The following is a 26859-nucleotide window of genomic DNA, read 5'->3' on the forward strand; positions in this document are numbered from 1 at the left end:
GTAGTCATTGTTCTGCTTAGTTTTTATGTGTTCTGCGACGGCCATACAGCAGCCAGGTCACCAGCAGACAGACGACGTAAAAAATAAGGAAAATTTTCATTGCGCCAACGGGCGAACCGGTCAGCGTGAGCGAGGTACCAAAAGCTTTAGGGATAAAGAAGCCGCCAACGGCACCCAGCGCAGAAATAAAGCCCAGCGCGGCGGCGGTATCGGTTACAGCAGCATGCTGCGCCTCTTCCGCTGTCCGTCCCTGCTTCGTCATTCGTTCAAGCGTGATCTGGCGGAAGATCACCGCGATCATCTGGAAAGTAGAGCCACTGCCGAGACCCGCAGCCAGGAACAGCCCCATAAAGACGAGGTAAAAACCGATAAAAGATCCCGCCGTGCTGCCAGGTAACGTAAAAAACACCAGCGCGGAAAACAGGGTCATTAACGTAAAGCTGGCGGCAGTGACGCGCACCCCGCCAAACTTATCGGAAAGGAATCCCCCCGCTGAACGCGCCAGCGCCCCCAGGAAGGGGCCAAAGAAAGCCAGACGAATAATATCGACCTGCGGAAACTGCGTTTTCGCCAGCATTGCAAAACCGGCAGAGAAGCCGATAAAGGAGCCAAAGGTCGCCAGATAAAGCATCCCCATCGTCCAGAGGTGGCCCTGCTTCAGTACAGGTAACTGTTCGCGCAGCGAGGCGCGCATTCCGGCAATATCGTTCATGCCGGTCCAGGCCGCGAGAGTCGCTATCGCCAGCAGCGGCACCCAGATCCAGGCCGCATTCGCCAGCCAGATTTGGCTGCCATTCTCAAGGGTGACGCCGCCAACAAAGAAAGGCACAGTGATGATTAAAGGTGCGACAAGCTGCATGACGCTCACGCCCAGATTGCCCAGGCCGCCATTAATTCCCAGCGCCGCGCCCTGTTTGCTTTTGGGATAAAAGAGGCTGATGTTGCCCATGCTGGAGGCGAAGTTTGCGCCGGCCAGGCCGCAAAAGAGGGAGATAATAATGAAGACGCTAAAGGGTGTAGTGGTATCCTGCACGGCAAAACCCAGCCAGACGCAGGGAATGATGAGCACGGCAGTGCTTAACACCGTCCATAAGCGGCCACCCAGAACCGGCACAACAAAGGAGTATGGCACGCGAAAGAGTGCGCCTGACAGAGAGGGTAATGCGGTTAACAGAAAAAGTTGATCGACAGTGAAATTAAACCCTACCCGATTAAGATTGACGGCAACGGCGCTAAACAGCATCCAGACACAGAATGCCAGTAGCAGTGCACTGACGGAGATAATTAAATTCCGTCGCGCTATCGGTTTACCCTGACTCTCCCAAAATTGCTGATCTTCGGGTAGCCAGTTTTTCAGCGCGCCGCGATCAGAATGCGATTTTACACTCACACATCCTCCCAATATGCAGCAGACGGATCTATCCCGCTGTCTGCAGGTCATAATAAAAAAGTAATTAATCAGAAAATCAATTATTCGCCATCAGGAAAAAAAGTGCGAAATAACGTAATGATGATGTCAGACATCTTTAAGCGAATAACCAGTAAGTCTGAGGCTAATTCAGGCAGCATCAGAGGCCATTATCTGACGATGCTTCTCGCCCTGCAGAATGGTTAACAAGCCTAACTCAGAGGGGTGAAAAAACAAGAGGATTTATAAGGGCTTTCATGATATAGCGCAAAGCAACGCAGAGTTGCAATGATGTGCTGGTTGCACTAACTACCTAATAATGGGTATATTTTGGCAGTCACCGAATTGAAAAACCCGGTCTGATAATAATGCTTTTGATCAGAATCAAATAAAAGCCTAATGCGACTTTCCGATTCATCAGGAGTTGAATAAAGCCTGGCTTAACGACAGGTAAAAAGCCTCTTTTCTGTGGCGCATCCTTATTTAGCGCATCGATGAATCGTTATTTACACCCTTACCCATCAAAAATGAGCCGGTTAATTTTTCTAACTCAGATCTGACCGATTTATAATACTGCTTTTATCGTTGATCCTTTCCAACGTTATGCAGAGCCGCTTCAGCGGTCTTATGCGGCCACCGGTAACCTGTCAGACATAAGTCGCAATCAGATAACGTGCTGGCACCAATAACCAAAATATATGTATGTTGTAACTATATAGGTGCTGCTGGTTCTGACCTGACGTTTTGCAATAGCGGCACCTCGCCGCTATCACTCAGCCCTTTTCTTCACGCTGGAAGAAACGCGCAACACGTTGCCGGCAATAGTCAGCCGTTGGTTCACGGTCTTCAAACAGAATATGGTAAATGACCGGGGCAATGACAAAATCCACCATCTCATCCACGGAAAATCCCGTCTCACGACGTGCCAGCGCACGGTTATTCAGGGTTTCAAGATGCATATAGGTAAAGCCACAGCACTTGACCGTTGCGCTGCCTCCGCCGCTGCCAATCACATCCGCTAGCATCTGTCGCCCCACTCGCGAGGACATCTCCTCTACATATTGCAGCACAAAGGTCTCAACATCCTGCTGCGTATCGCCCGTATCTTCCGGCTCGCCAACCGGACGCATATGCGCGACCGCTACGTCAGCAAGCAGCTGACTGAGATCACCCCAGCGCCGGTAAAGCGTAGACGGAGTTACGCCTGCCACTTCCGCCACCATGGGCATGGTGATCTCGCTACGGTCATGCGTGGCCAGCAGGGTATTAACTGCCCGGTGCACTTCTTCCTGAATACGCGCACTCCGTCCTCCCTGTCTGATCATCTCCCTGGCCATCTTTTCTCCTCTGGATAGATTTACTGCGGTAAAAATTGTTTAATGCAAAGATATTGCGTTAACAGCAAAATGCAAGTATACCTCTCTTAAAGCTAATTCTTTGCTTTAAGGTGAACCTCATGACCCAGCACGCTCTTCCCCTGACCGACGCGAGCGCTGCTCGCATAACGCTCTATGGCTTTATTTGCGCCACGTTGTTTTCCGCAACCAGCAGCGCACCGACACCGCTCTATCCGCTTTATCGTAGCCTGTATCACCTGTCGCCAGCGATGATCACGGTGATTTTTGCCAGCTACGCATTTGCTCTGCTGCTGGCGTTACTAACGCTCGGCCGCCTCTCCGATTTTGTCGGACGTCGCGCCATGATGCTGGCCGCGCTGCTCTGCAATGCTGCCGCGCTGGCGATATTTATGCTGGCACACTCGGCAGACATGCTGATTCTGGCAAGGGTTATTCAGGGTCTGGCCACCGGCATCGCGCTGCCGACCTTTGGTGCAGCGATCCTCGACGGCAATAAAGTGCGCGGCCCGCTGTTAAACTCTGTGACGGCATTTCTTGGCCTGCTGGCTGGCAGCCTGGCCGGCGCTACTTTGGTGACCTACGCCCCGTTCCCTACCGTTTCGATCTATGCGCTGCTGTTTATGCTCATGCTGCTGGCGCTGGCGCTGCTGCCCTTGATGCCAGAAACCGTCACGCCTGTTTCCGGCGCGCTCAGCGCGCTTAAACCTCAGATCGCCGTTCCCCCACGCGCGCTGGGGCCGCTGCTGCGACTACTGCCGGTCAATATTGCCACCTGGGCATTGGGGGGATTCTATCTGTCGCTGATGCCGACGCTGGCGATCCTGGCAACGGGATCGGACTCGCCTTTTATCGGCGGGGGCGTCGTGTCTACGTTGATGCTGAGCGCCACTGCATCAGTCTTTCTCTTCCGTCGCCTGCCACCACCGCGAGCACTTTCACTCGGTACCCTGGCACTGATCGGCGGCGTAGCCGTTACGCTGTCAGGGATCAACCATCATCTCTCTACCCTGTTGTTTCTTGGCACCGCGATTGCCGGGCAGGGGTTTGGATCGGTTTTTTCAACCATCATGAAAATAGTCATGCCACTGGCTGAGAGCCATCAGCGCGCCGGGCTGTTTGCCGCCTTTCTGGTGGAGAGCTACCTTGCCTTTGCATTACCGGCCATGGTGGCAGGGTTTGCGGTGCTGCAACTGGGACTGACAGCAACCGCTAACTACTACTGTCTGGGGATCTTGCTGATGGCGACGCTGTCCCTGCTGGCGGGACGAATGCCAGCGGGATCCCGGGCAGAAAGAGGATAAAAAAGGCCGGTTAAACCGGCCTTATTTTTAGTTAGTGGCTTTATTTTTCAGCTCTTCAGCGCCCTGCCGGGTTTTATCCCAGGCTTTTTCGCTGCCTTCTTTGGTGCTGTGCCAGGCTTTTTGCGACCCTTCGCTGATCTTGCTGGTGGTCGCGTCACGCTTACCTTCAGCGGCATGTTCAGCTTTCAGCTTCTGCTCAGCGCCCTGATGCTGCGCTTTGTGCAGTTTCTCTTTTGCGGTGTCTGCGCCTTTATGGGCTTCAGCCACAGTGTCATCGGTAGCATGTGTCGTAGCCGCGAATACCGGTGCTGCCAGCATCAGAGCAGAAAGTGCAATAATTGTCTTTTTCATGATTCCCTCACTTATTATCAAGTCCAGACTCAGTATAGACAGTTAACGCAGCCGTGCCTGAAATCTCGCATGATTTATCGTGAATTAGGCATATTCCTGGATTTTTATCTGGTCTGCTTTCTGCCGGTAGCCAGGCCGTCGCGGACATCCATCACTGCATTTATGTCAGCAGTGGTTCAGAGAGCAGGCCGGCGTTTTCTTTTCGTCGTCTCGCCGGGCGGATCGCGATGGCGCTGGCCTCAGGGGGTAGCGCCGTTAGCGTTACCGTTAAGGCGAGCTGCGTGCTGCACCCGGAAAATGCGCGTGACGCGCCTGATGACGCTGCTGCCGGGTGCAGGTTGTAGTCAATCCTGCTGATGTCGCGGGTGGCACGTGAGCCGCGTTCTTTTCCCTGCCTCTTATTTGCCGCGATTTTCTGTGACTTACTTTACAGTTATTGCGCAGATCGCTGGCAAGCCGATCCTCTCTGACCGCACAATGGAATAAATAATCTTTAATGAATATATATTCAAACGGCAGAGCGTTATGCGACGCTGCCACCCTGTCTCGCTGCATCATGAACGGAGCATATCAGCCATGAGCACCTACAATTACCCGAAATTTGGCGCTGGTCTGTGGCATTTTGCCAACTATATTGACCGTTATGCCGTTGACGGCTACGGCCCGGCGCGTTCTACGCTGGAGCAAATCGCGCTGGCGGCCGAAGTCGAGGACCTTTCTTATGTTGATGTTCCTTATCCGTTTACGCCGGGCGTTTCCGTTAGCGATGTTAAGCAAGCTTTGCAGGAGGCGGGCTTAAAGGCCATTGGCGTCACGCCTGAAATCTACCTGCGCAAATTTTCGCGCGGTGCTTTTACCCATCCGGATGCAGCGGTCCGCGCCGAGGCGCTGGCGCTGATGAATGAGGCTGCCGATGTGGTGCGGGAACTGGGTGCCAGCTATGTCAAAGTCTGGCCGGGCCAGGACGGCTGGGACTATCCTTTCCAGGTCGATCATAAAAATCTGTGGGCGCTGGCCGTTAACGGCATGCGTGAGCTGGCCAGTGCTAATCCGGATGTCAAATTTGCCATTGAGTACAAACCGCGTGAACCACGGGTAAAAATGACCTGGGATTCCGCAGCGAAGTCGCTGCTGGGTATTGAGGAGATAGGTCTGGATAACGTCGGGATCCTGCTGGATTTCGGCCATGCGCTCTTCGCCGGAGAATCACCGGCTGGATCGGCGCAGCTGATTATCGATCGCGGCCGTCTGTTTGGAATGGATGTGAATGACAACCTGCGCGGCTGGGATGATGACCTGGTGGTAGGCACCGTGCATATGACGGAAATTTTCGAGTTTTTCTATGTGCTGAAATGCAATAACTGGAACGGTGTCTGGCAGCTCGATCAATTTCCGTTTCGTGAAGATCACGTTGAGGCCGCTGCTCTCTCCATTCGCTTCCTGAAACATATCTATCGTGCGCTCGACAAGCTCGATATGCCTGCACTACAGGCAGCACAGCTGGAGCAGAACCCGTTAAAAGCGCAGCGCATTATTCAAAATGCGCTGCTGACCTCGCTGGAAGAATAAACGCGATGCCGCAACGCGCCGCGCGTTGCGGCGCCCTCTTTATCTAGAGCCAGCCCGATTTACGCAGGCGCCGCCACAGCCCAAAACAGGCAACAAAGGTGACGCCAAGCGCCAGCGGATAGCCGAAAGGGGAATCCAGCTCGGGCATACTTTTGAAATTCATGCCGTACATACTGAAGATGATCGTCGGGATCACCAGAATCGCCCCCCAGCCTGCCAGTTTTTTCGTGACCTCATTCTGCTGTACGGCCACCATAGCCAGATTGACGTGCATGGCGCTGGTCAGCATCTCACGCATATCCTCTGCATCGGTAACCACATGGCGCGCATGATCCTGCACATCACGCAGGTAGGCGCGTAGCTCCTTTGGCACAATATCTTCATGCAGGCGAATAAGCTGCTGGCAGATCTCTTCCAGCGGCTGCGCCGCGTTTTTCAGGCTGAGCAGCTCGCGCCGCAGGCGATAAACTTTTTTTACCGCAGTGTTATCAAACTCTGACCGAAACAGTGCCGCTTCCAGTTCGCTGATGTTATCGCCAAGGGTGGCGGTAAATTCGGCATAGCGGTCAACCACAAAATCCAGAATACAGTAAAGGGGATAGCCGGGCCCATGGCCGAGCATTTGGCTGTTCTGCGCAATGCGCTCGCGCACCGGCGTATAGCTGTCAGAGGCACCATGTCGCAGAGAAATCAAAAAGTTCTTGCCGACAAAAAAGTGGGTTTCGCCGAAACGGAGATGTTGATTCTCAGCGCTTACGGTCTTCACCACGATAAACATCGACTCGCCATACTGCTCTATCTTGGGGCGCTGGTGGGCGCACAGCGCGTCTTCTACCGCCAGGTCATGCAGCCCAAACTCCTGCTGGATGCGGTGCATAAAGTCTGCTTCGGGCTGGTACAGTCCCAGCCAGATAAAGGCGCCCGGCTCAGTCAGCACGTCACTGATTTTATCAATCTCTAATTCCTGCCCGGTCTGCCCCGGGCGATATACCATGCAATTTACAATCATGATCCCTGCGCTACACGGTTGTGTGAAATGTTAACAGCATAACGGGTTTTAGCGACGACACAGCGGGAGGTTTGTAACAGAATGCCCGCCAGACATTCTCTGGCGGGCTTCAGGGCCGGGTTATCAGCTGCGGGAGTTAATGGCTGGGACGTTCTGGGGCCTCGCGGGTTTCAGACCGAACAGCATCGCCAGCAGCGGAAGCTGTTTGATCACTCCGTAGAGGGCAGCGCTACCAATGAGAGCGAACAGCGTGACCACCGCGACATAGGTGACCGGCAGCGCGTCTGGCAGATAACCATCCAGTATCCAGGCAAACGTGATTACCAGCGGATAGTGCATCAGATAGATCACCAGCGCTGAGTCCACCACGGCCTGAATCATGCGGTTCTCTTTCATACGCATTTTTTCAAACGTAAAGACCACCCAGTAAGAGAAGATGACCGAGAAGATGCTGGCGCAGAGCACCGGCAGATATTTCAGGCTGCTGGTAATGTTGAAGTGGTAAATGGCAAAGAAGGCCAGCCAGCAAACCAGGCCAACGGCTACCACCATTTTTGTGCTGACCAGTATATTGCGCGCCTGCTGCGGGATCTGATCGCTGTTGAGATAAAGCGCATAGCCTGCCGCATAGAAGACCATAAAGCGGGCGGTAACCGGAATGAGATTGATCCATTCACCAAAGTCTTTCACAAAGAATTTGACCACAAAAAAGGCGTTAGCGGTCACCATCAACATTGCGAGCAGCAGCGGGAAAGGCAGCCTGCGCACTATTGTCGCCACACGCTGGTAAAGGCTGGCGGGAACAAAAAATGACATAGCGGAGAGCGACACCAGGAACCACAGGTGGTGCAGGTAGGTATAGGCCCCCAGCGCGCCCTGCGTGGTTAAGGCTTCGCCTTTAATTTCTGAACTGATTAAATACATTAATCCTGGAATAAACAGAAAGGCTGAAATCAGCGGCACCAGCACGCGTTTGCGCCGGTTACGGTAAAAAAAGTCGGTCCCCTTACGCAGGATCACCATCGCCGAAAACATACCCGACAGGAAAAAAAAAGCCTCCATACGAAAGGTATGCATAAATTCAATCAGTGCCGTAAATCCATCCGCCTCATTTTTACCTGAAATATAGTACCAGCTATTTCCGCCGGGAAGGCTGCGCGCCGCATGATATAAAACACCTTCCAGAATTAACAGCGCGCGCAGGAAATCCAGACCGATATTTCGGCTTGAGAGAAACGCTTTATTTTCCACGTTAAACCCTTCTCATAAATTCGTCATGACGCCGCACGCTGCCGCCACGTTTTTAACAACGAGACGTAAGAGGCTTTAAAGTCTGACCGGGTGAAGTAAGCCACACAAGAATCAGAATAATCCCGCCTGGCCTGGGTAGGTAAAGCGTATCATTACTTAACGTTAAAAAGCATTCTGCTGAGAGGACATTAGGAATATACCTGGAGGAAACGGGGTGCTTTAGGATAAACGCCAGGTAATAAACGTCCGCAGAGCAGCAACACTGGCGAAAGAACTCACTTAATTAGTGTTTATTTTCATTGTGTTAATGAAATGATAGTGCGTTTTCCTGTTAAGCCAGCGAGCGATAATGCCCCGCATCCCGTAAGCGAGACGGTTGTTCAGGCCAGCTAATAGAAGAAACTTTTTTAACGTATTCAGTAGCGAAGAGGATTTTCTGTGAGGCTGGCGCGATCAGAAATCTGCCATTTTACAGGGAAATATTATTTAGACTGGCTTAAATCAGCGTGCAGAGCGCGCACCCTCGTCAGGGATATACGTTTTTAGCTCTGTTGAGCGCCCGTTAAATTTGCTAGGGTAATTTTCCTCCGTCGTTGAACTGCGATTGCTATAAAAGCAAAACGCTGAGAGTGATATGTCGCTTAAAAAGATATTTTATAAAATGGCGCTAACCCTTGCGCTCTGTCCTTTCATTCCCGGCCTGGCCACCGCTAAAGCTGCGCCCTCAACCTCTTTTATTATTGAAGCCTGGGGAGGCTCCAGCACTAAAGGTGTCATGGCCGTGCGAAAGGCGGGCCGGCTGCGTAATATTGTCACCGGACATAATGAGATAGCCATACTGAACCAGCTGCTGCAGGAAAAATATGGCTCCGGCGTACGCGTAATAAACCATGGCGCGCCTTCTGCCCAGGCCATTGAGTTGCTTAATGGCCGCTACAAATATGCTCATAACCCGCCCTGGCCGGAGGTGATGAAGCACTCTGATGCCAGTCTCATCCTGTTGAATTTTGCCACGAATGACGCCCGTCATTTTCATTTCCATGACATTGAGCAACCCTATCAGGTCAGCCCGCAGCGCTATAGCGAAGTGATGACAGCGCTGATCGACAGCGCCAGAGAGCATGGAAAAGCAGTGGTGTTGCAGGAGCCACACCCGCTGTGCGGGCGAGCAGAAAAATGGGATGTGGCGCCATATGCCGCGCGGCTAAACGCCATCGCCCGCGCAGAAAACGTGCCGCTGGTCAGTCAGTACCAGCGGATACAAAACATGCCGCACTGGCGCGGCATGATGTCACCTGACTGCATTCACCCTTCGGAAAAACTCTACCGCCTGAAGGCGCTGGAGACCTTTGAGGTGATCGAGCGCCATTTTGGCGCGCAGCTCGCGGCGTTAAAAGGCTCACCCTAAAACAGCGACGCTCCTCCGCAGATCACCATCTCCTGACCGGTGATGGCGGCGGCCTCCGGCGATAACAAAAACGCAGTCAGCGCGGCGACCTCCTGCGGTTGTATGAGCCGCCCGACAGGCGGCATCACCGGCTTCGACGCCTCGCGGCCCGGTTGTGAAAGCATCGGTGTCTCAGTGGCGCCAGGGGCTACCACGTTAACCGTGATGCCGCGCGACGCCAGCTCAATGGCCCAGCTGCGCGCCATTGCCACCATAGCTGCTTTGGTGGCAACGTATTGCGAGCGATTAGCGGCCCCGCGCGACGTCCGGCTACCAATCAGCACGATCCGGCCTCCCCTGCCCATTTCCGGGGCGAAGCGGCTGGCCATAATTTCCGCTGCACGCACGTGCAGCGACCAGAGACGTGCACTGACGTCGTGATCGAGTTCCCCTACCGGCGCGGCGGCCATCATTCCGGCCGCGTGCACCAGCGCATCCGGCACCGGGAGATCGGCAAGGGTGCGGATCAGCGCAGCTTCATCCGTAATGTCGACCTGAACGCTGCGAAATTGCGCACTGTCACGCTCCACCCGACTACGGCTTAACCCGATCACCTGGTAGCCCTTCTCTATCAACGCGGTGACGATAGCCTCGCCGATACCGGAACTGGCGCCGGTAACAATCGCATGCGGCATTCAGGCCTCCAGAAGCGAACGTGGGATTTTGAATACGGCTTTACGCACCTTTTGCGGCTGCGGCGCGGCGCAGAGCGCCTGATGGGGTTCGCCGGGCAGAAATACCACAAAATCTCCACATGTCAGATGCATTGAAACGGGTAGCGTGCGCACGGCCGTAATAAACAGGTCTGCTTTTCTTTCCTCATCGCCAGCTCTGGCCAGGTTTTGCTGGCTGGCGTTGATGATCTCGTCACCCTCAAGCACCACCTGAATATCGGCGTATTGATGATGATATTCAGTATGCCGCTGCGCCGCAGGCTCGGTCTGCGCCGGTCCGATCTGGCAGAACCAGCTTACCCCATCCGGTTGAAAACGCCCCTCTTCACGCTGTTGCAGCGCCTCAAGCGTGCAATCCTCGCGTGCAAGGATAGCGCGCAGCGCGGCGGGTAACCCGGCCATCGATAAGTGTTGCACATTACCAATGATCATGGTGCCTCCTTAACCCAGGCTGGCGACAGGCGCACATATTTGATCGCCTGACGAAAGTAGGTATAGGCAATATGCAGCTCGCCATCCGCACCCTGTTTAATGCTCGGATAAGAGAATTCGCGGTTCAGTTTTTGCCGGGAGTTGTTGGTCATGCAGTAGCCGTCACCTTCGTCGAGATGACGCTGCCACGGCCAGCTTTTTCCTCCATCTGGCGACAGCGCCACCGTCATTGGCGCACGCGGCGCACCCCAGAAGGCGCTGCGGCCTTCCCGCGCCTGCGGCTCTTTACGGCTGTCATCGCCGTCGTCAATTTCGTCATAAAGCGAGGCGCGGCGCTCGGTGGCACCAGCCGCACTCATGTTGTTAAACACCAGCGCCAGCATACCGTCCTTCAGGGTAGTCACCTGAATGGAGGAGTTATTATTAGGCAACACCGTGGGTTCAGGCTGCGACCAGCTCTCTCCACCGTCCGTTGACTGGCTGTAATAAATATGGTCTGCCCAGCGACTGCGATAGAGCGCCACCAGCGTGCCGCCCGGCAGCGCGGTGATGTTCATATGCACGCAACCCAGGCTGCCAGGCACCTCTACATCTCGCCAGCTTTTGCCGCCGTCGCTGGAGATTTTTACCGCACTGATATCATCATTACCTACCCATTTCTCGCCCGGCCGGGTGCGGCAGTAAAACACCGGCAGCAGCCAGTTGCCATTGTCCAGTACGGTAACAGGCTGGCGAATAAAGGTGCCGGGCCGATCAAGCAGGGTCTTAATTTCTCCCCAGGTTACGCCCAAATCCTGTGACTGGCGGTAGCGCACAATCGCCGTGTCCTGATTGCCAGAGATCTGCGCCGTCCACAGTAGCCACAGCACATTATCGGGTGCGAGAAACAGCACCGGATTCTGCTCAGAGCGGGTAGGATCGTCAGAGAGCTTCTCCGCGTCGCTCCAGCGATCCGCACCGGGTGCCAGGCGCGAGCTATAGACTGAGATATCCGCTACGCCCTCCTGGGTGCCACCAAACCAGACGCACATCAGCGAACCATCAGGCAGCGGGAGAATATTGGCGGCATGGTTTTGCGGGCACGGTGACGGCAGCATCGCCGTGACAACCCGCGCGTCCTGCTCAGTTGGGCGCAGCACGCCATCGCGGTTTACGGATACGGACATTTCTATACTCCTCTCTGTTCAACGGTGTGGCGTGTTTTACTTTCCTGTCTGTTAGGAATCAGATGATCGACTGCCATGATGACAGCTGGCGTGATTAGCGCGATATACATGTTGTTAATACCAAAGGGATCGCCCAGCAGATACCAGACCGAGGTCACTACACAGGCTCCAATCAATCCGGCATTAGCACCCCGGGCGCTCTTGAAGAAGGGTGCATAGAACGCAATCACTGCAACCACCGAAATCGAAAGACGAATCGCACGGGTAAAGAATGACAGCTTCAATACCTCCGGCACCAGCAGCACGAAAATCAGCGGCAGAAAGCCAATGATCAGCGACAGCCAGCGCGTGGCTTTAAACTCCTGCTCTTGTGTAGGCTTGCGATACGGCACGTAAAAGTCTTTGACCACCAGCGAGGCGATAGCCAGTGCCACAGTACTGACGCTGACGAAGATAGAGGCAACCAGTGACGTGGTCACAATGCCCGCCATCCACGGATTCATGTCCTGAAGAAAAACTGGCATGGCATAAAGGCTGTTAATTTCCGGGTGCAGATATTTTGCTGCCACGCCGATCACAGCGATCGCCAGGCCAATCGGCAAACAGAAAAAGAACGCAACCCAGGTAGCGCGCTTCGCTGAGCGCACATCCTTCGTAGAAGAGATCGCCTGGATAACAAACTGCGTACAGAAAATGGAACCAATGGTGCCAATCAGCCAGGCAACAATGGTGCCTGCGCCGATATGACCATCCCACGTCCAGTAGTACGCGGGCATCTGCTCAATCATCGGAGTGAAGCCGCCTGTTTTGTAAAGCGCGAAGCCCATAATGGCGAGGATCCCGAAGTATTTAAGCGCGCTGTGCAGCATGGTGACCCAGGCCAGCCCTTTCATCCCCCCGAAGCAGAAATAAAAGGTACTGACAATGGCGGTGATAAACGCAGCAATGGGCAGATTGACCTTAAGAATGGTAGAGATGGCCGCCGCGCCGCTGACGTAGTTGCCCACATTCACCAGCAGCAACGCGTAAATCATAATGACAGAGATAATATTTTTGGTAGTGTTGCCGTACTTCTCGGCAATGGCACCAGAGATGGTGATTTTTCCGGTGCTATAGATGCGTTTTACCAGCAGAAAACCAAACAGTGGAAAGCCGATGGCTGCGCCGATAACCGACCAGGAGGCCGCAAAGCCGCCTTCAAACGCGGCCTGTGCGGTGCCAATGGTGGATTTAGCGCCAATATATTCTGACATCAGCAGAATACCCACCACCAGCGCCGGCATGGCGCGCGATCCTTCCATAAAATCGCCGCTGCTTTTACTACGCAGCCGCCAGGTCAGCCAGGTGGTAAAGCCGATATAGGCCACCACGATGCCAACAATGATCAAAGTGTCTTCAGCATTAAACGTATTCATCTGAGCCTCTCTTGAGGACGAGCGAAACCGTGAGGGACTGTACCCTCGTTTATTTTCTGATGATCGCGTGTGCGTACTGGCGGACTAGCGCATCCGCACTGCCAGCAACGCAAAAACGACGCAGACAGAGCCGCTATGTAGATTTGCCACGTTAATCTCCTGTAGGGAAGCAGATTGATTGAATTTAATCAGAGCGCTTTCTTGATGAAGGCTTCACGTGAGACTTTATAGGATAACCGGGGCGTTAATAAATTGATCGTGCTCACATATAATCAATCATGATTTTATATAATCACAAATAACGCGAAAAAAGCCCGCTTCTGCGGGCCGGGGGGGCGAGAGTGACGTTCTTTGGACAGCGTCAGCGCAGCCGGTGACATCCGGCCACTGAGCATACTGACGTTAGCCTTCAGAAGGCGGTGTCGACAACGCCGTAAAGGTGGGTTTATCGCTTTTCACCTCGTAAGCAACATGCTTCACCTCACCCTGTGCGGTGGTGATCTCAACGGGACTGATTGTGACCCGCCCCAGGCCAAACAGCGTAGCCACATACCCGCCGATTTTATGCTTGCCAGGCGTCAGGAAGAGATCTTTATTTTCTCCACCATTAAGCTGACCGGCATCTTTGCCGTCCACGGTGACAAAGACCGAAGAGCCATCATCAGCGCGCGTCTTCACGTGGGAAACGCTGACCTGAGCCGGACCGGCAGCGAAGGAAGGGTCATCCTGATAAGAGTGTTTTTTGGCGCAGCCGCTGAGGGCGACTACGGCAAGAAGAGCGATGGGGGAAAAACGTAAAATCATTATTTTTGTCTGGCCTCTGCTGCGACTAAGCTTCTATTTTAGCGCTACGTCACACTTTCTCCCACCAGACAATGCGTCAGCATGTTCCGAATTCGTCTGTCTGACGTAATTTCCACCAGCCGGAGGTTGCGTGGATAATCGCTCTCACATCACTCCTTTTTCAGCGCACCGAGCCGTGCCCGTCATCGCCAGAACCTGTTAATTATGCTGCCCTGAGTAACAGGGCATCTTATGTCCATGCGCCAGTACACATCTCAACGCGCTCTATTTCGGGCCTCACGCCAGTCAGTCGCGCGACACAGGGCAATCCTCTGATGAAGCAGGATGAAGCATTACTTCAGCAGTCAGCCCTTTTTGCCGGAGTGGAAAAGACCGGCTTCCATGCACGGATCAAGGTGACCTTATTTATGTCAGTTTTCAGCGATATTACGGCACTGCGTAACGCACTGTCTCGCCATTGTGGCAACCCTCTCACAGCCAGTGCGGTAGTCGAGATCGACCAGCTTTTTATCTCATTTGAAAAGAGAAATGGAAGCCATGCTAATGCTCCTGGCCAGAGCGTTAGCATGCTATTACAAAAAGTAATCAATCCATTAGTTATGCTCATGCAGTGAATTTCAGCCGCTTAAGTCAATACGAAGCGGGCGTATTTTGTGCAATTTATGAGGTAACTCAAGGAACTGAAAACTCAATAAAAATTTATTTATGCAACACTCATGCAACATCATTACATCTTTATTCAGTGTAATCGCCTCCATCTGAATAATTTATGCATCCGGATGCACCAAAATGTGGCAAACGGAGTTTTTCCAGCGTGTCAGGAAAATGTTCTTTTCGCGGTAAGTGGTAAATTATCGGGGAGCGGCTATATCCGCTTCTCATCCACGGCAACACATAATAAACGACTGTAAAAAAAGAAAGGTCTTTATGGAAAAGTTATCCTACGCGTCTGAAAACAGTACATCTGCCTGGTCCACCTATCTTCAGCAGATCGACCGCGTCGCACCCTATCTGGGCGAGCTGGCACGCTGGATCGATACCCTGCGCCATCCGAAGCGCGCGCTGATTGTCGATATTCCGCTGCAAATGGATGATGGCACCATCCGCCACTTCGAGGGTTATCGCGTGCAGCACAACCTGTCACGCGGGCCAGGCAAGGGCGGGGTTCGTTACCACCCCAACGTTGACCTGAACGAGGTGATGGCGCTCTCCGCCTGGATGACCATTAAGTGTGCTGCGGTCAACCTGCCATACGGTGGCGCCAAGGGGGGCATTCGCTGCGATCCTTTCGCGTTATCGGAAGGAGAGCTGGAACGCCTGACGCGTCGTTACACCAGCGAAATCGGCATCATTATCGGGCCGCAGAAAGATATCCCCGCGCCAGATGTGGGCACCAACAGCAAGGTGATGGCGTGGATGATGGATACATACTCCATGAATAGCGGCACCACCGTCACCGGCGTCGTGACCGGCAAGCCGGTCCACCTCGGCGGCTCACTGGGACGTGAAAAAGCGACCGGGCGCGGCGTCTTTATCACTGGCCGTGAAGTCGCCCGTCGCGAAGGCATTGCTGTGGAGGGCGCGCGCGTTGCGGTTCAGGGCTTCGGTAACGTGGGTAGCGAGGCCGCTCGTCTCTTCAGCGAAGCTGGCGCCTCGGTAGTGGCGATCCAGGATCACAGCGCTACCCTGGTGAATTCAGACGGCATCAATATGGCTGAACTGACGCGCTGGCAGCAGGAGCATAAACAGATCCTTGGCTTTCCTGGCGCGCAGAAAGTGGATGAAGAAGCTTTCTGGCACACGCAGATGGATATCCTGATCCCGGCCGCGCTTGAGGGCCAGATTACGCGTGAGCGCGCTGCCAGCCTGAGTTGCAAACTGGTACTGGAGGGCGCTAACGGCCCAACTTATCCCGATGCAGATGACATGCTGGCCGAACGCGGCATTATTGTCGTGCCAGATGTTATCTGTAACGCAGGCGGTGTCACGGTCAGCTATTTTGAATGGGTACAGGATATGGCGAGCTTCTTCTGGAGCGAAGAGGAGATTAACGCACGCATGGACAAAATCATGACGGATGCGATGGTACACGTCTGGAACAAAGCGAAAGAGAAAGCGTGTTCGCTGCGCACTGCCGCCTATATTGTTGCCTGTGAACGGATCCTGATGGCACGTAAAGAGCGCGGCATCTATCCCGGTTAAGTGTGGTAAGGGCAGCGCAGGCTGCCCTGTCTTCAGTAGCGCACCAGTCCACCATCCACGGCGTACTGGCTCCCTGTAACATAAGAGGCGTCGCTGGAGAGCAAAAACAGCGCCACCGCCGCCGCCTCTTCCGCTTTCCCGGCGCGCTTCAGCGGCACCTGACTGATAACAAAATCTTCGAACTGCTGGCGCGCCGTTTCCGGCAAAAAATCGCGAAAATGAGTCTCAATCGGGCCGGGGATAATGACATTGACGCGAATATCCCGCGTGGCCAGCGCCGATGCCCAGCTGCGCGCCATCGCCACAATAGCCCCTTTAGTAGCGGCATACAGACTGGTCATCGCCGCCCCCTCATACGTAGAGGAGGAGGAGGTGACCACCACGGAGGCGCCAGGATTGAGCAACGGCGACAGCCGCGCCAGCTGCAACATCGGACCACGCACGTTAGCATTCATCATGGCATTAAAGGTTTCAGCCGACACCGATTCCAGATCGCCCAGCTCCGCATAGCCCGCATTAAGCCACAGGCCATCCAGCCTGCCCCATTTTTCAACCGCCTCACCCAGCGCCTCAATATCTGCCTCCAGTGAGGCATCATTTCGCAATACCAGCGCGTTATCGTGAAGCACGCTGTTAGCGTACTGCAATCGGCTGGGATTGCGGCCGGTGATCGCCACACGTCCGCCTTCAGCCTGGATACGCTGTGCGCCAGCCAGTCCCATTCCACTGGTGCCGCCGGTAATTAAAATACGTTTGCCACTAAATCGGGCCATTTCGCTTCTCCAGATGTGCCGCAGGCCAGAGCAGCCACAGCATAAGAATAAACATTCTCCTTGAATATTAGCTGGCAACCATAATAACGCGGCATTTTGTCAGTGATGATGTGATGACTATAGGGCTCTGTTTATTAATCGCTGGCCCAAAAATAATCTGGCACTGCAGGCAGTTAAGAGCCGCAAATTACCCCTGACTTTCCTCCGGTTATTTGGGCAGGTTCGGACAGGCGATAAAGTAATAACTCAATTTCATCAGATTTTTGTCAATGTGTATCTGGCAGTAAGCCTGTGAGTAATAGCGTGAAATGTCATTAAGACGTTCTATCCTGAGATGATTTTTTTTGCGCTTATCCCTGTCGCAGCGTAAAAACCTGCTAATTTGTAAACGAGGCCGTTTTTATAGTAAGGTAAATTCTTGTAAACAAACTGCCATAATTTATTTTGACAGGCTGCTTATAGCTTTCTTTCCCTTAGTTGGCAGTTCGGCGACGAAAGCTATAAGAGCCTCATACTAGTGATGAGGAAAATATGAGCACCGGGAATCAACCAGCGGATAAAGCCAGAAAACATTTCTGGCAGAAAAAACAGAAGGAGTTGACGGTCGATGATATTACGATTGTCGACAAAGACATGCTGAAACGCGCCGTTGGCGCTGCGGCATTAGGTAACGCCATGGAGTGGTTCGACTTCGGCGTATATAGCTATCTGGCCGTCACCATCGGTAAAGTTTTTTTCGCCAGTGCCAGTAATACAGCGCAGCTTATTGCTGCCTTTGGTACTTTTGCTGCCGCCTTTCTGGTGCGCCCTATTGGGGGGCTGGTATTTGGTCCACTGGGCGACCGCATTGGCCGTCAGAAAGTGCTGGCAGTGACCATGATTATGATGTCGATTGGCACCTTCTGTATTGGCCTGATCCCCTCCTATGCCAGCATCGGTATCCTGGCTCCGATCCTGCTGCTGGTGGCGCGTCTGGTTCAGGGCTTCTCAACCGGCGGCGAATATGGCGGTGCGGCCACCTTTATTGCAGAGTATTCCACGGATAACCGCCGCGGATTCATGGGCAGCTTTCTTGAATTTGGTACGCTGGGAGGCTATCTGCTGGGTGCCGGCTTTGTTACCGCACTCACTTCAGTATTGCCTGAGCAGACGATGCTGGACTGGGGATGGCGCGTGCCGTTCTTTATTGCTGCCCCACTCGGTCTTTTCGGTCTCTATGTGCGGCTGAAACTGGAAGAAACGCCAGCATTCAAGCAGCACATGGAGAAACAGGAGGCGCTGGAGCACAGTAAACCCGCGCTGTCAGTGATGCAGATGCTGAAGAAACACCACAAGCCGATGCTGAAATGTATCGGACTGGTACTGCTCTTTAACGTCTCCAACTATATGCTGACCTCTTATATGCCGAGTTATCTGACAGGCATACTCGGCATGGGTGAACTGAGTAGCCTGCTGCTGATCATGGTGGTGATGTTTGTCATGATGCCACTGACGCTTTTCTGGGGGCACTGGGCAGATCGTCTTGGCCGTCGTCCGGTCATCGGCAGTGGCGCACTTGGCCTGATCCTGCTGGCGATCCCCTGCATGATGCTGATCACTTCCGGCAATATGTGGCTGGTGTTTGCTGGTCTGATTGTGCTGGGCATGCTGCATACCTGCTTCAGCGGCACGATGCCTGCTACCTTACCGGCGCTGTTTGTCACCGATATTCGCTACAGTGCGCTGGCAATTGGTTTCAACCTGTCGGTATCGCTGTTTGGTGGCACGACTCCGCTGATCACCGCCTGGCTGGTGGATACCACCCATAACCTGATGATGCCGGCTTACTATCTGATGGTTGCAGGGGCCATTGGGCTGCTGACCGTGCTTACGCTGCACGAGTCAGCGCGTAAACCGCTGCGCGGCTCATCGCCTGCGGTCGCCAGCGAAGCGGAAGCGCACCGCCTGGTGAAGAAACTCCGCTCACGCAGCAAGCAGCAGCCCACGCCGTAATCGCTCATGCTCTGCTGTTGAAATAAAAAACCCGCCGCTGGCGGGTTTTTCTTTTTATCAGAAGCGATATTGCAGACCCACGGTCACGGTGTAGTTTTTGTTGGAGAGACCCGCAGCGTCACCGCCGTAAGAAGCGGATTCACCGGTCGGCGTATAGATCACCTGCGTGCCACCCTTACCTTCTTCATACTTGTTCCAGGTGAACTCAGCAAACACCTTTGCATGTTCGGTCACATAGTAGCCCGCATCGACCGCTGCGCCGTAGTAGCGTGAATTTGCGGTTTTTTCACGGAACGTCAGGTCGCGCATATAGTGTTCATCGTTGTCGTGTGCGCGTACCCAGTCACTGAATTTGAACAGCGCGTTAAACTCAAAATCGTTGACGCGATACTGGCCCACCAGCCCCACGTAAGGCATAGAGAAGCGCTGGCTATAGCCGATACCGCGCTCGCCAGCGGCGAAATTGCCGATATAATTTCCGTTATCATAGCTGTAGGCACCGCCGTAAGCCGTCCAGCTAAAACGTGTTTCCTGATAGCCTGCTACCGCGCCGACCTTATAGTTGTCATCCTGCAGAAACCAGCCTTTCAGGTTCAGATCGTATTCGTTGGCATAATTCACATCGGTGCTGGGGTGCGAGGAGTGATCGGTCCAGCTCGACTGACGCGCGTTCTGCCAGTCATAGTCATCCATATGGCCAGCGCCAGATGCCAGCGAAGTCCAGCCGCGTGCGCTCAGCGTCAGGAAGGAGTAGGCATCCCAGGAAATATCACCTTTGAGAATCGCAACGTTTTTGATCTTCCAGTCAAGCTGACTGACTTTACGCGCATTGCTGGCGTCATAAACCAGCTCTTTAGATTTGCCGCCCAGCATACCCACCGACGCAGATACGCTGACGCTGTCAGATGAGAAATCGGGTGCCAGTGACGTGGCGGCCGCTACCGTACTGCCTGAAAATACGGCCATCATCATTGCCGCCAGTGTGCTCTTTTTCATTAAATATCCTGCTATAAATTATATTACCCCTGAATGGCGGGCACAGACTAAAAGGCAGAGAAGAGGCAGGCAAGCGTAATTTTCACGCCTGAAAAAGGGGATATAAAGTTAAGTATAATTAATTAATTCTTTATTAAAGCCTGTCGATAACAGCTGACTGGCTGCGGATTATCGTCTGCACTGTTTTTTTCAGACAGCCTTTTTGCCTGATCCTATGTCAGCCTTGAAATAACTGCCTGCAAACAGACGTTGCTCATCTTTTACCCTAGTAAACAGCGCAGATTCAGACCCTGGTCAGTTTGACTTAAAATAAAACTGGCGTTTTTTTAAGCAAAAATAAAGCGCCTTCCCTCTACGCGAAATATTTTCATCTGTTCGCTTAAGGTAAATTTCCTCGCTGACGACAGTGACAGTTCGCGCCAGTTAACAGGCCCCGCCTCTTGCCTTGCCACTTCAGGGTAACGGGGCATCAGCCGCGACAAATTACTGGCATGTCTCGGCGGGGTAACACGCTCAGACGTTCGCCTCCGGGTCGGGTCCTGCCCCCGACGGGATAGCGGAATGGCGCATCGACGGCCCGGCTGGGTGTCGGGGCTGTCGGTAGTGTCAGTGGTGTCACGGGGGTTGGGGATGTCGGGGGTATTAGGGCGTCGGTGGTGTCGAGGCGTCAATGGCGTCGATACCGTTGGGGCTGTCGGGGCTGTCGGGGCTGTCAGCGAACAGTAATGGGTTGCAGGAAAACCCGCAGCGGTGATACAGGCTTTGATTTACCTCATTCCGGACCTGTTCTGCTGCATGCAGGTTATTTGATCCAGAACAAATCACGCCGCCCCGCCTTCTGTCAATTTGTGACAACGGTAAGCAAAAACATAAATGTCAGAGAGGGGCTTATGACAGGAAAAATCGCATTGACGGGTGGACTGGTGATATGGCTGGGTTATGTGGCGTGGATGGCGAATTACTATTCGGGAACCTTCAGCCTGTTTACTCACTAATATACGTAGTCAGGCAGAGACAGATTAGCGCTGATAAAAAAACGCGCCGCAGGCGAAGTCACTGCGGCGCGTTTTTTAATGCGCTGAATCAGGCAGCTTTAACCGCGCGCACTTTTTTGGGCTGGGCGACGCCGCCCTCTGCGCTGTCGTCACCCGCGTCTGATGCCCCCGCCTTTTTCGCGGCGTCGGCAACATCAGGAAGTTTGCTGGTGCGCAAAATATGCTGAATGGCATCTTTCTGCTCTGCCAGCAGCAGGCCAAGGGTTTCCGCCTGTGATTCATCCATATCGGGCTGGTGCTGCGCTAACCAGTCGGTAAAGGCTTCCGCCATATCGAGCATCTTGTCGTAGGCATCCGCCTCTTTTTTGCTGGCAAATGTCATTTTCTCTTCACCCTTCTTGACGACGACATATTTAATTTCGACAGCCATTTTTGCCTCTCCGATACTGTTAATATATACAGTATATCGCGCCTGAGACGGGATTGCATCCTTTTTTCCTCCCCCTGGCAGACGCGGGCAACGAGAAAATTTTATTCAGGAAATCAGCTCATTAAGGAAGTCAGCCAGCGCTTTTCGGGGATCATCCTCTTCCGACACGATCATCTCGATTCCCCACTGCCCCAGAACCTCGCGCGCGACTGGATTATTGCGGTTTGTAAAGAGATAAGACTTTGGCCGGGCCGTGGCCAGTCCGGTTCTGCCCCACATTTTTGTCAGGCGGTAAAACAGCAGGCGAATGTTGAAATCACTGATGCTGTAGCCGACAAACAGCACCGAACTGCCCATTACGTCATGGGTCAACTTAATATCCAGCGGTGAGTCAAAATAGAGGCGTTCAAAATAGCTGCTCTCATCCAGCACGATGGAGGTATCATCGTCAAAATCGCCGTGCAGCTTGATGATATGGCGCTTGTCTTCGGTCAGCGAAACTAAATCTGCCGCGTTTGCCACCTTGCTATAGGGGACACCGTGCGCCTCGTGCGCCGCTTCCAGCCAGCGGTCGTAGTTCGTGGTGTAGATGCGGCTGAAATTACCCTGGGTAATCATGGTATGAATTTCTGACGAGCGGACATCGATATCGGGGCGGTGCCATTCCCGATCCATCCAGCTGCGCAGCGGCCCCAGCGAGCCCTTTTTCTGCTTGTAATATTCCGCCAGAGAAAGATGGGTACCGTAGGTGTTAAATATTTTGGGATCGTAGCCCAGCTCGTTGGCGAGATGGGCAATCAGCTCATGCCACTCCGGCAAGCCCAGATTGCGTGAAATGCCCGCACCCGCGAACAGAATCAGCTTCCCGGAGTCATAGGCGCGTTTTAGTTCAGGTTTCATGCCACTCCTCGGGCGGTTTTTAAAAACTCAGCAAAACGGTCCAGTGCCAGCTTGCGCATCGAAATCTCATTTTTCAGCTCGCCCATTTCCGCAAAGGTCTGGCTGTGCCCTTCCGGGATAAACACGCAATCCCACTGAAATTCACGCGACCCGGCGGGCTTCGCAGCAATGGTGCCGCGCAGCTCGCCATGAAACTGATACATTTTCCGCCCGTCGCAGTAGCCCAGCACCGTTTTGGCCGTGACCGCCTGGCTGTCAAGGCCCTGAACCAGCTTTGCGAAGCGTTCCGCATCAAGGCGGTTCCAGAAAATGCGCGTCAGGCCGGCAGGCAGGCCATTCAGCCCGTCAAGATAGAGGCCAGTGTGCTCGACAAACAGGGGACGTCCGATGATCGAAAAGGCTTTGGTAAGCTTGTCGCGCACCAGCTCCAGCTCGTTTTCGGTCTGGATCTCTTCGATACGTCGCGCGATAGGTACGACATCAACACCCACCGGCTCAAGAATTTTACGAACCTCAGACAGCTTGTATTCATTGGCTGACAGAAAGCGGATTTTCATCACAACCCTATGTATGACATGCGTTTTTGGTGAAGGGTAGTAATATTGTCCTGCAAATTGTGCGCTGGTGCAAATTTGCCCAGCAGCGGCCAGAGAAAGGAGGATGGGATCTGCACGCGCGCGCGCAGAACACATGAGGGCTATACGGGCGGGATCCCGCTGACGCACCTTACTGCCTCTTCTCGTCCTGGAGATCAAACACCTGAAAGAGACGTGCTTCGCCCTCCTGCGTGGAGACGTCGCGAAAGATGGTTGTATGAATTTCAACCCAGCGATTCGCCTCTTTAGGCGTCAGGTGCCAGTCCAGCCGGGCCAGTTCACTGACGAAATCCTCAGTGCTGACGATATAGCGTCCCAGATCATCACGCCTGACCGCGTTTTTGAAGGCACGCTCTCTGTCATCTTCGCGCATCATGACTTTCTCCATAAAAAACTGTATTTATATACAGTAATGCTATGGTGCGCAGGGAGCAAGCGGCTACAGGTGATATTTATCCATCCGCTTGCTCGTTCAATAAGATGGCGAAAAGAGATAACAGGATAAGAGGGCTGGCGACAACGGCCTGTCAGGGCGAGCCCTGGCTAACGTCTACGGCAGACGGGCGGCAGAGTCCTGAGCCCGGCTGAGATCGTTCCGGGCGTCCTGAAGTTTGCGTTTCTTCTCTTCTACCTTGCGTGATTTTTTCGCTATCTTGTCAGCACGGCCGTTTGCCTGCGCCTCGGCTAATTCCTGCTGAGCGTCCAGCAGTTCATGCTCAGCTTTTTTTACATTGAGCTGGCGATCGCTGACATCCTCGCGGGCCCGACTGGCCTGGCGTTCATCGGTGCAATAGGTTTTCACTTTTGTCAGCGCATAACGGAGGCGCGAGACCTCAGCACTGTTACCGGCACGCGTAGCGGCGGCAACTTTGGCATTTAACTCAGCCACCTGATCGCTGCATGACCGCGTTACCGCGTGAGAGAAAAAAGGGGAAGCCACTAAAGCGAGAGTGAAGGCGATTTTTTTCATAAGCCAGTTATTCCTTTTGTTAAAAAAACCACACAGCCTGTATGGTTGCGCGCTGCACTATACTCTGCCGTAACGGAAAAGTATTCAGCACTTGCGTAAAACTCATTAAAGATTGTGGGGTTATTATGGTGATTTCGCTGGCCGTTCAGAGAATCAAGCACAGCAGCCTGCCACAGCGGTTGCCATGCCTGATGCGCTGATATCAGTAAACGATGCCCGGCGGATTCACCGTTGACGCCTTGATCGCCTCATTCTTTTCTCCCCAGCGGCTCAGCACCTGCTGATACTGGCCCCCGGCAATAGTGCCGTTAATGGCTGTCTGCAACGCCTCCGCCAGGCCGTTGCCTTTTTTGGTCGTCACCGCCACCCAGGATCGCACCGGCCCGTAGCCTACAATTTTGGTATCGCCGCGCGAGGCCACTTTCCAGGCAGCCATCGACTGTGGACCAAACAGCGCGTCGGCACGGCCAGAGAGCAGCGTCAGGGTCGCCGCCGCCTCATCGGTCAGGTAGACCGGCGTGACCGGCTTCAGCCCTTTCGCACGGTTCTTCTCATCCCAGCCCAACAGGATGCGCTCCTGGTTAGTGCCGGAACCAACAATGATCCGCTTCCCCGCCACATCTTCCGCTTTGCTGATGGCGTTAATCGGACTGTTGGCTTTCACCAGAAACGCATGGCCGTCAGCCCGATAGGTGGCGAAGTCAAACTTCTTCTTACGCTCTTCCGTCACCGCAATGTTAAACATTGCCACGTCGTAGCGTCCGGCGGTCACGCCGAGCGGCCAGTCCTCCCAGGCCGCGGGCACCAGGCGCAGCTTCAGCCCCAGGCTGTCGGCCAGCAGTCGCGCAAAGTCCGCATCGCTGCCGATGCGGGTTTTGTTGTCGGACGCCAGCAGCCCAAGCGGTGGCGAGTTGGTATTGGCGGTCGCAACGGTCAGGTAGCCAGGCTCAACGAAGCGGAACCCTGGCGGGATCTGGCCTATCGCCTGCGGATTTGCCGGTGCCTCAATGGGCGTTTCATTTTTCACGGCATCGAGCCGCGCCGTCGCCAGCAAAGGGGGCGCGGCGCAGAACAGCAGCGCGGATAACATCAGGTTTCTCATCTCAGCCGCCTTACAGCACGCGCGCCAGAAAGCGGCGCGTGCGCTCGTGGCGCGGATTAGTGAGCACCTGCGTCGCGCTGCCCTGCTCGACAATTTTACCGTCGACCATAAACACCACGTTATCCGCTACCTCGCGCGCGAAGCCAATCTCGTGCGTCACAATCACCAGCGTAGTGCCGGAGCGCGCCAGGGTTTTAATCACGTCAAGCACTTCACCCACCAGCTCGGGATCGAGTGCCGAGGTGGGCTCATCAAACAGCATCACGCGCGGGTTAAGCATCAGCGCACGGGCAATAGCGATGCGCTGCTGCTGCCCGCCAGAAAGATGACGCGGCCAGGCGTCAGCCTTGTGCCGCAGCCCGACGGTATCCAGCAGTTCCCCGGCGCGCGTAATCGCGTCGCGCTTAGAAAGCTGTCGATGGGCGACGGGCGCTTCGATCAGGTTCTCCAGCACCGTCAGGTGCGGAAACAGATTGAAGTTCTGAAACACGTAGCCGACATTAATGCGCTGACGCAGGATCGCCTTCTCTTTCAGCTCATAGAGCCGGTCGCCGCGCCGCTGATAGCCAATGTAGTCGCCATCAATCTGTATCAATCCCTCATCTACGCGTTCAAGGTGATTGAGCGTGCGCAGCAGGGTCGACTTACCGGAGCCGGAAGGCCCGACAATGACCGTGACGGAGCCAGGCTCCAGCTCCAGCGAGACGTTATCCAGCGCCTTATGGCGACCGTAACTTTTGCTGACGCCGGTAATGGTAATGGCACCCGTTGCGTGCGCCCGACGATAATCAATGGCTTCGGACATGGCTAATCTCCTCAGTTGCGGGTACGGGGTTCAGACGCGTGCGCCACTGCCGCCAGCGAGAAGGCTGCGCATCGCGGGTGACGCTGCGTGCCAGCCAGCGCTCAACGCTATGCTGGATCACCGACAGCACCGTGGTAATGATCAGATACCAGGCCGCCCCCACCATCAGCAACGGAATCACCTCCTGGTTGCGGTTGTAGATCATCTGAATGGTGTAAAACAGCTCCGGCATCGCCAGCACGTATACCATGGCCGTGCCTTTCGCCAGGCTGATGATTTCATTAAAGGCGGTAGGAATTATGGCGCGCAGCGCCTGCGGCAAAATAATACGGAAGGTGCGACGGGTCGCAGAGAGGCCCAGTGCCGAGGCCGCCTCCGTCTGACCGTGATCGACGCCCAGGAAGCCGCCACGAATAATCTCCGCGCTGTAGGCGGCCTGTACCAGCGTCAGGCCGATCACCGCCGCGGGAAACTGTCCCAGCACATTGATGGTCTGGAAGTGGCCCCAGGCGAGCGCGGTAAAGGGCACGCCAAACGAGAGCGTGTCGTAAAGATAGGAGAAGTTATACAGAATAATCAGTACCACAATCAGCGGCAGCGAGCGGAACAGCCAGATATAGCCCCACGCCAGACTGCTTAACAGCCACGACGAGGAGAGACGAGCCAGTGCCAGCAGGCCGCCAGCGATCAGGCTGAATACTGTGCCAAGCAGCGTCAGCAGCAGCGTCTGCCCCAGACCGTGCAGAATAACCGGGTCAAAAAACCAGCGGGCGAACACGCCCCACTCCCAGCGAGGATTAAGCGCGACAGACTCAACCACGCCCGCCAGAATAAACAGGGCGACAATCGCCCCGACAGTCCGGCCTGGATAGCGCGCCGGCACCACTGTTAACTGTTGATGATCCCTGCTCAT

At 54.3% G+C, this 26859-nt stretch carries 26 protein-coding genes; 6 read left to right on the plus strand and 20 right to left on the minus strand.

The window, feature by feature from the left end; genetic code table 11:
• Positions 1–16: 16 nt before the first annotated feature.
• Together HP564_RS02925 and HP564_RS02930 are read right to left on the minus strand one after the other, a co-directional pair.
• Positions 17–1390 carry a NarK family nitrate/nitrite MFS transporter gene (locus HP564_RS02925; RefSeq protein WP_371240008.1) on the minus strand — a complete coding sequence of 458 codons (1374 nt, stop codon included), beginning with the start codon at positions 1388–1390 and terminating at the stop codon, positions 17–19.
• A gap of 791 nt (positions 1391–2181) precedes the next feature.
• Entirely contained in the window at positions 2182–2745 is a 564-nt protein-coding gene (locus HP564_RS02930; protein WP_371240010.1) for a TetR/AcrR family transcriptional regulator, read from the minus strand.
• A 119-nt stretch (positions 2746–2864) separates the two neighbouring features.
• On the opposite strand from HP564_RS02930, the gene HP564_RS02935 reads away from it, so the two are divergent.
• Entirely contained in the window at positions 2865–4067 is a 1203-nt protein-coding gene (locus tag HP564_RS02935; RefSeq protein ID WP_371240012.1) for an MFS transporter, read from the plus strand.
• A gap of 27 nt (positions 4068–4094) precedes the next feature.
• Here HP564_RS02935 and HP564_RS02940 read toward each other — a convergent pair whose 3' ends face one another.
• Positions 4095–4418: a hypothetical protein gene (locus HP564_RS02940; RefSeq protein WP_371240014.1), complete on the minus strand. Its 324-nt coding sequence runs from the start codon at positions 4416–4418 to the stop codon at positions 4095–4097.
• Positions 4419–4994: 576 nt separating this feature from the next.
• Here HP564_RS02940 and HP564_RS02945 point away from each other — a divergent pair.
• Positions 4995–5987, plus strand: coding sequence for a sugar phosphate isomerase/epimerase family protein (locus HP564_RS02945; RefSeq protein WP_371240016.1), 993 nt, complete (start codon positions 4995–4997; stop codon positions 5985–5987).
• Between the two features lie 43 nt (positions 5988–6030).
• On the opposite strand, the gene corA is transcribed toward HP564_RS02945, so the two are convergent.
• Complete coding sequence (gene corA, locus HP564_RS02950) at positions 6031–6996, minus strand: magnesium/cobalt transporter CorA (RefSeq protein ID WP_371240018.1); 966 nt, start codon at positions 6994–6996, stop codon at positions 6031–6033.
• A 123-nt stretch (positions 6997–7119) separates the two neighbouring features.
• Positions 7120–8247: an acyltransferase family protein gene (locus HP564_RS02955; RefSeq protein WP_371240020.1), complete on the minus strand. Its 1128-nt coding sequence runs from the start codon at positions 8245–8247 to the stop codon at positions 7120–7122.
• Between the two features lie 661 nt (positions 8248–8908).
• Here HP564_RS02955 and HP564_RS02960 point away from each other — a divergent pair.
• Positions 8909–9655, plus strand: coding sequence for an SGNH/GDSL hydrolase family protein (locus tag HP564_RS02960; RefSeq protein WP_371240022.1), 747 nt, complete (start codon positions 8909–8911; stop codon positions 9653–9655).
• On the opposite strand, the gene HP564_RS02965 is transcribed toward HP564_RS02960, so the two are convergent.
• From HP564_RS02965 to HP564_RS02985, 5 genes are all read right to left on the minus strand, one after another.
• The gene (locus HP564_RS02965) at positions 9652–10329 is read right to left on the minus strand and encodes an SDR family NAD(P)-dependent oxidoreductase (RefSeq protein ID WP_371240024.1); all 678 of its coding nucleotides are present in this window, start codon (positions 10327–10329) and stop codon (positions 9652–9654) included. The genes HP564_RS02960 and HP564_RS02965 overlap by 4 nt on opposite strands.
• Positions 10330–10800, minus strand: a complete 471-nt coding sequence (locus HP564_RS02970; RefSeq protein ID WP_371240026.1) for a YhcH/YjgK/YiaL family protein — start codon at positions 10798–10800, stop codon at positions 10330–10332.
• A complete protein-coding gene (locus HP564_RS02975; protein ID WP_371240028.1) occupies positions 10797–11966 on the minus strand; it encodes an exo-alpha-sialidase in 1170 nt (389 codons plus the stop codon). The genes HP564_RS02970 and HP564_RS02975 overlap by 4 nt, the downstream gene beginning before the upstream one ends.
• A 2-nt stretch (positions 11967–11968) precedes the next feature.
• Entirely contained in the window at positions 11969–13381 is a 1413-nt protein-coding gene (locus HP564_RS02980) for a sodium:solute symporter family protein (protein ID WP_371240030.1), read from the minus strand.
• Positions 13382–13783: 402 nt separating this feature from the next.
• Entirely contained in the window at positions 13784–14185 is a 402-nt protein-coding gene (locus tag HP564_RS02985; RefSeq protein ID WP_371240032.1) for a hypothetical protein, read from the minus strand.
• A gap of 314 nt (positions 14186–14499) precedes the next feature.
• Here HP564_RS02985 and HP564_RS02990 point away from each other — a divergent pair, with 314 nt between their 5' ends.
• Both HP564_RS02990 and HP564_RS02995 read left to right on the plus strand, forming a co-directional pair.
• On the plus strand, positions 14500–14799 hold the full coding sequence (locus HP564_RS02990; RefSeq protein WP_371240034.1) for a hypothetical protein: 300 nt from the start codon (positions 14500–14502) through the stop codon (positions 14797–14799).
• A gap of 313 nt (positions 14800–15112) precedes the next feature.
• Positions 15113–16387, plus strand: coding sequence for a Glu/Leu/Phe/Val dehydrogenase (locus tag HP564_RS02995; RefSeq protein ID WP_371240036.1), 1275 nt, complete (start codon positions 15113–15115; stop codon positions 16385–16387).
• 32 nt (positions 16388–16419) lie between these two features.
• On the opposite strand, the gene HP564_RS03000 is transcribed toward HP564_RS02995, so the two are convergent.
• Positions 16420–17160, minus strand: coding sequence for an SDR family oxidoreductase (locus HP564_RS03000; protein ID WP_371240038.1), 741 nt, complete (start codon positions 17158–17160; stop codon positions 16420–16422).
• 531 nt (positions 17161–17691) lie between these two features.
• Here HP564_RS03000 and proP point away from each other — a divergent pair.
• The gene (gene proP, locus HP564_RS03005; RefSeq protein ID WP_371240040.1) at positions 17692–19152 is read left to right on the plus strand and encodes a glycine betaine/L-proline transporter ProP; all 1461 of its coding nucleotides are present in this window, start codon (positions 17692–17694) and stop codon (positions 19150–19152) included.
• 57 nt (positions 19153–19209) lie between these two features.
• Here the strand turns inward: proP and HP564_RS03010 are convergent, their stop codons facing one another.
• The 9 genes from HP564_RS03010 to HP564_RS03050 form a co-directional block, all read right to left on the minus strand.
• Complete coding sequence (locus tag HP564_RS03010; RefSeq protein ID WP_371240042.1) at positions 19210–20148, minus strand: omptin family outer membrane protease; 939 nt, start codon at positions 20146–20148, stop codon at positions 19210–19212.
• A gap of 1083 nt (positions 20149–21231) precedes the next feature.
• Complete coding sequence (locus tag HP564_RS03015; protein WP_371240044.1) at positions 21232–21573, minus strand: YebG family protein; 342 nt, start codon at positions 21571–21573, stop codon at positions 21232–21234.
• A 105-nt stretch (positions 21574–21678) separates the two neighbouring features.
• Complete coding sequence (locus HP564_RS03020; protein ID WP_371240046.1) at positions 21679–22473, minus strand: SIR2 family protein; 795 nt, start codon at positions 22471–22473, stop codon at positions 21679–21681.
• The gene (locus tag HP564_RS03025; protein ID WP_371240048.1) at positions 22470–23030 is read right to left on the minus strand and encodes a non-canonical purine NTP pyrophosphatase; all 561 of its coding nucleotides are present in this window, start codon (positions 23028–23030) and stop codon (positions 22470–22472) included. Before HP564_RS03025 ends, HP564_RS03020 begins: the two co-directional genes overlap by 4 nt.
• A 169-nt stretch (positions 23031–23199) precedes the next feature.
• A complete protein-coding gene (locus tag HP564_RS03030) occupies positions 23200–23445 on the minus strand; it encodes a DNA polymerase V (protein ID WP_371240050.1) in 246 nt (81 codons plus the stop codon).
• A gap of 174 nt (positions 23446–23619) precedes the next feature.
• The gene (locus HP564_RS03035) at positions 23620–24039 is read right to left on the minus strand and encodes a DUF1090 family protein (protein ID WP_371240052.1); all 420 of its coding nucleotides are present in this window, start codon (positions 24037–24039) and stop codon (positions 23620–23622) included.
• Between the two features lie 202 nt (positions 24040–24241).
• Positions 24242–25141, minus strand: coding sequence for an ABC transporter substrate-binding protein (locus HP564_RS03040; RefSeq protein ID WP_371240054.1), 900 nt, complete (start codon positions 25139–25141; stop codon positions 24242–24244).
• 10 nt (positions 25142–25151) lie between these two features.
• Positions 25152–25946, minus strand: a complete 795-nt coding sequence (locus tag HP564_RS03045; RefSeq protein WP_371240056.1) for an amino acid ABC transporter ATP-binding protein — start codon at positions 25944–25946, stop codon at positions 25152–25154.
• Positions 25930–26859, minus strand: a complete 930-nt coding sequence (locus HP564_RS03050; RefSeq protein WP_371240058.1) for an amino acid ABC transporter permease — start codon at positions 26857–26859, stop codon at positions 25930–25932. The genes HP564_RS03045 and HP564_RS03050 overlap by 17 nt, the downstream gene beginning before the upstream one ends.

It is taken from the genome of Pantoea sp. KPR_PJ (assembly GCF_041386365.1).
In the GTDB taxonomy this organism is placed as follows: domain Bacteria; phylum Pseudomonadota; class Gammaproteobacteria; order Enterobacterales; family Enterobacteriaceae; genus Pantoea.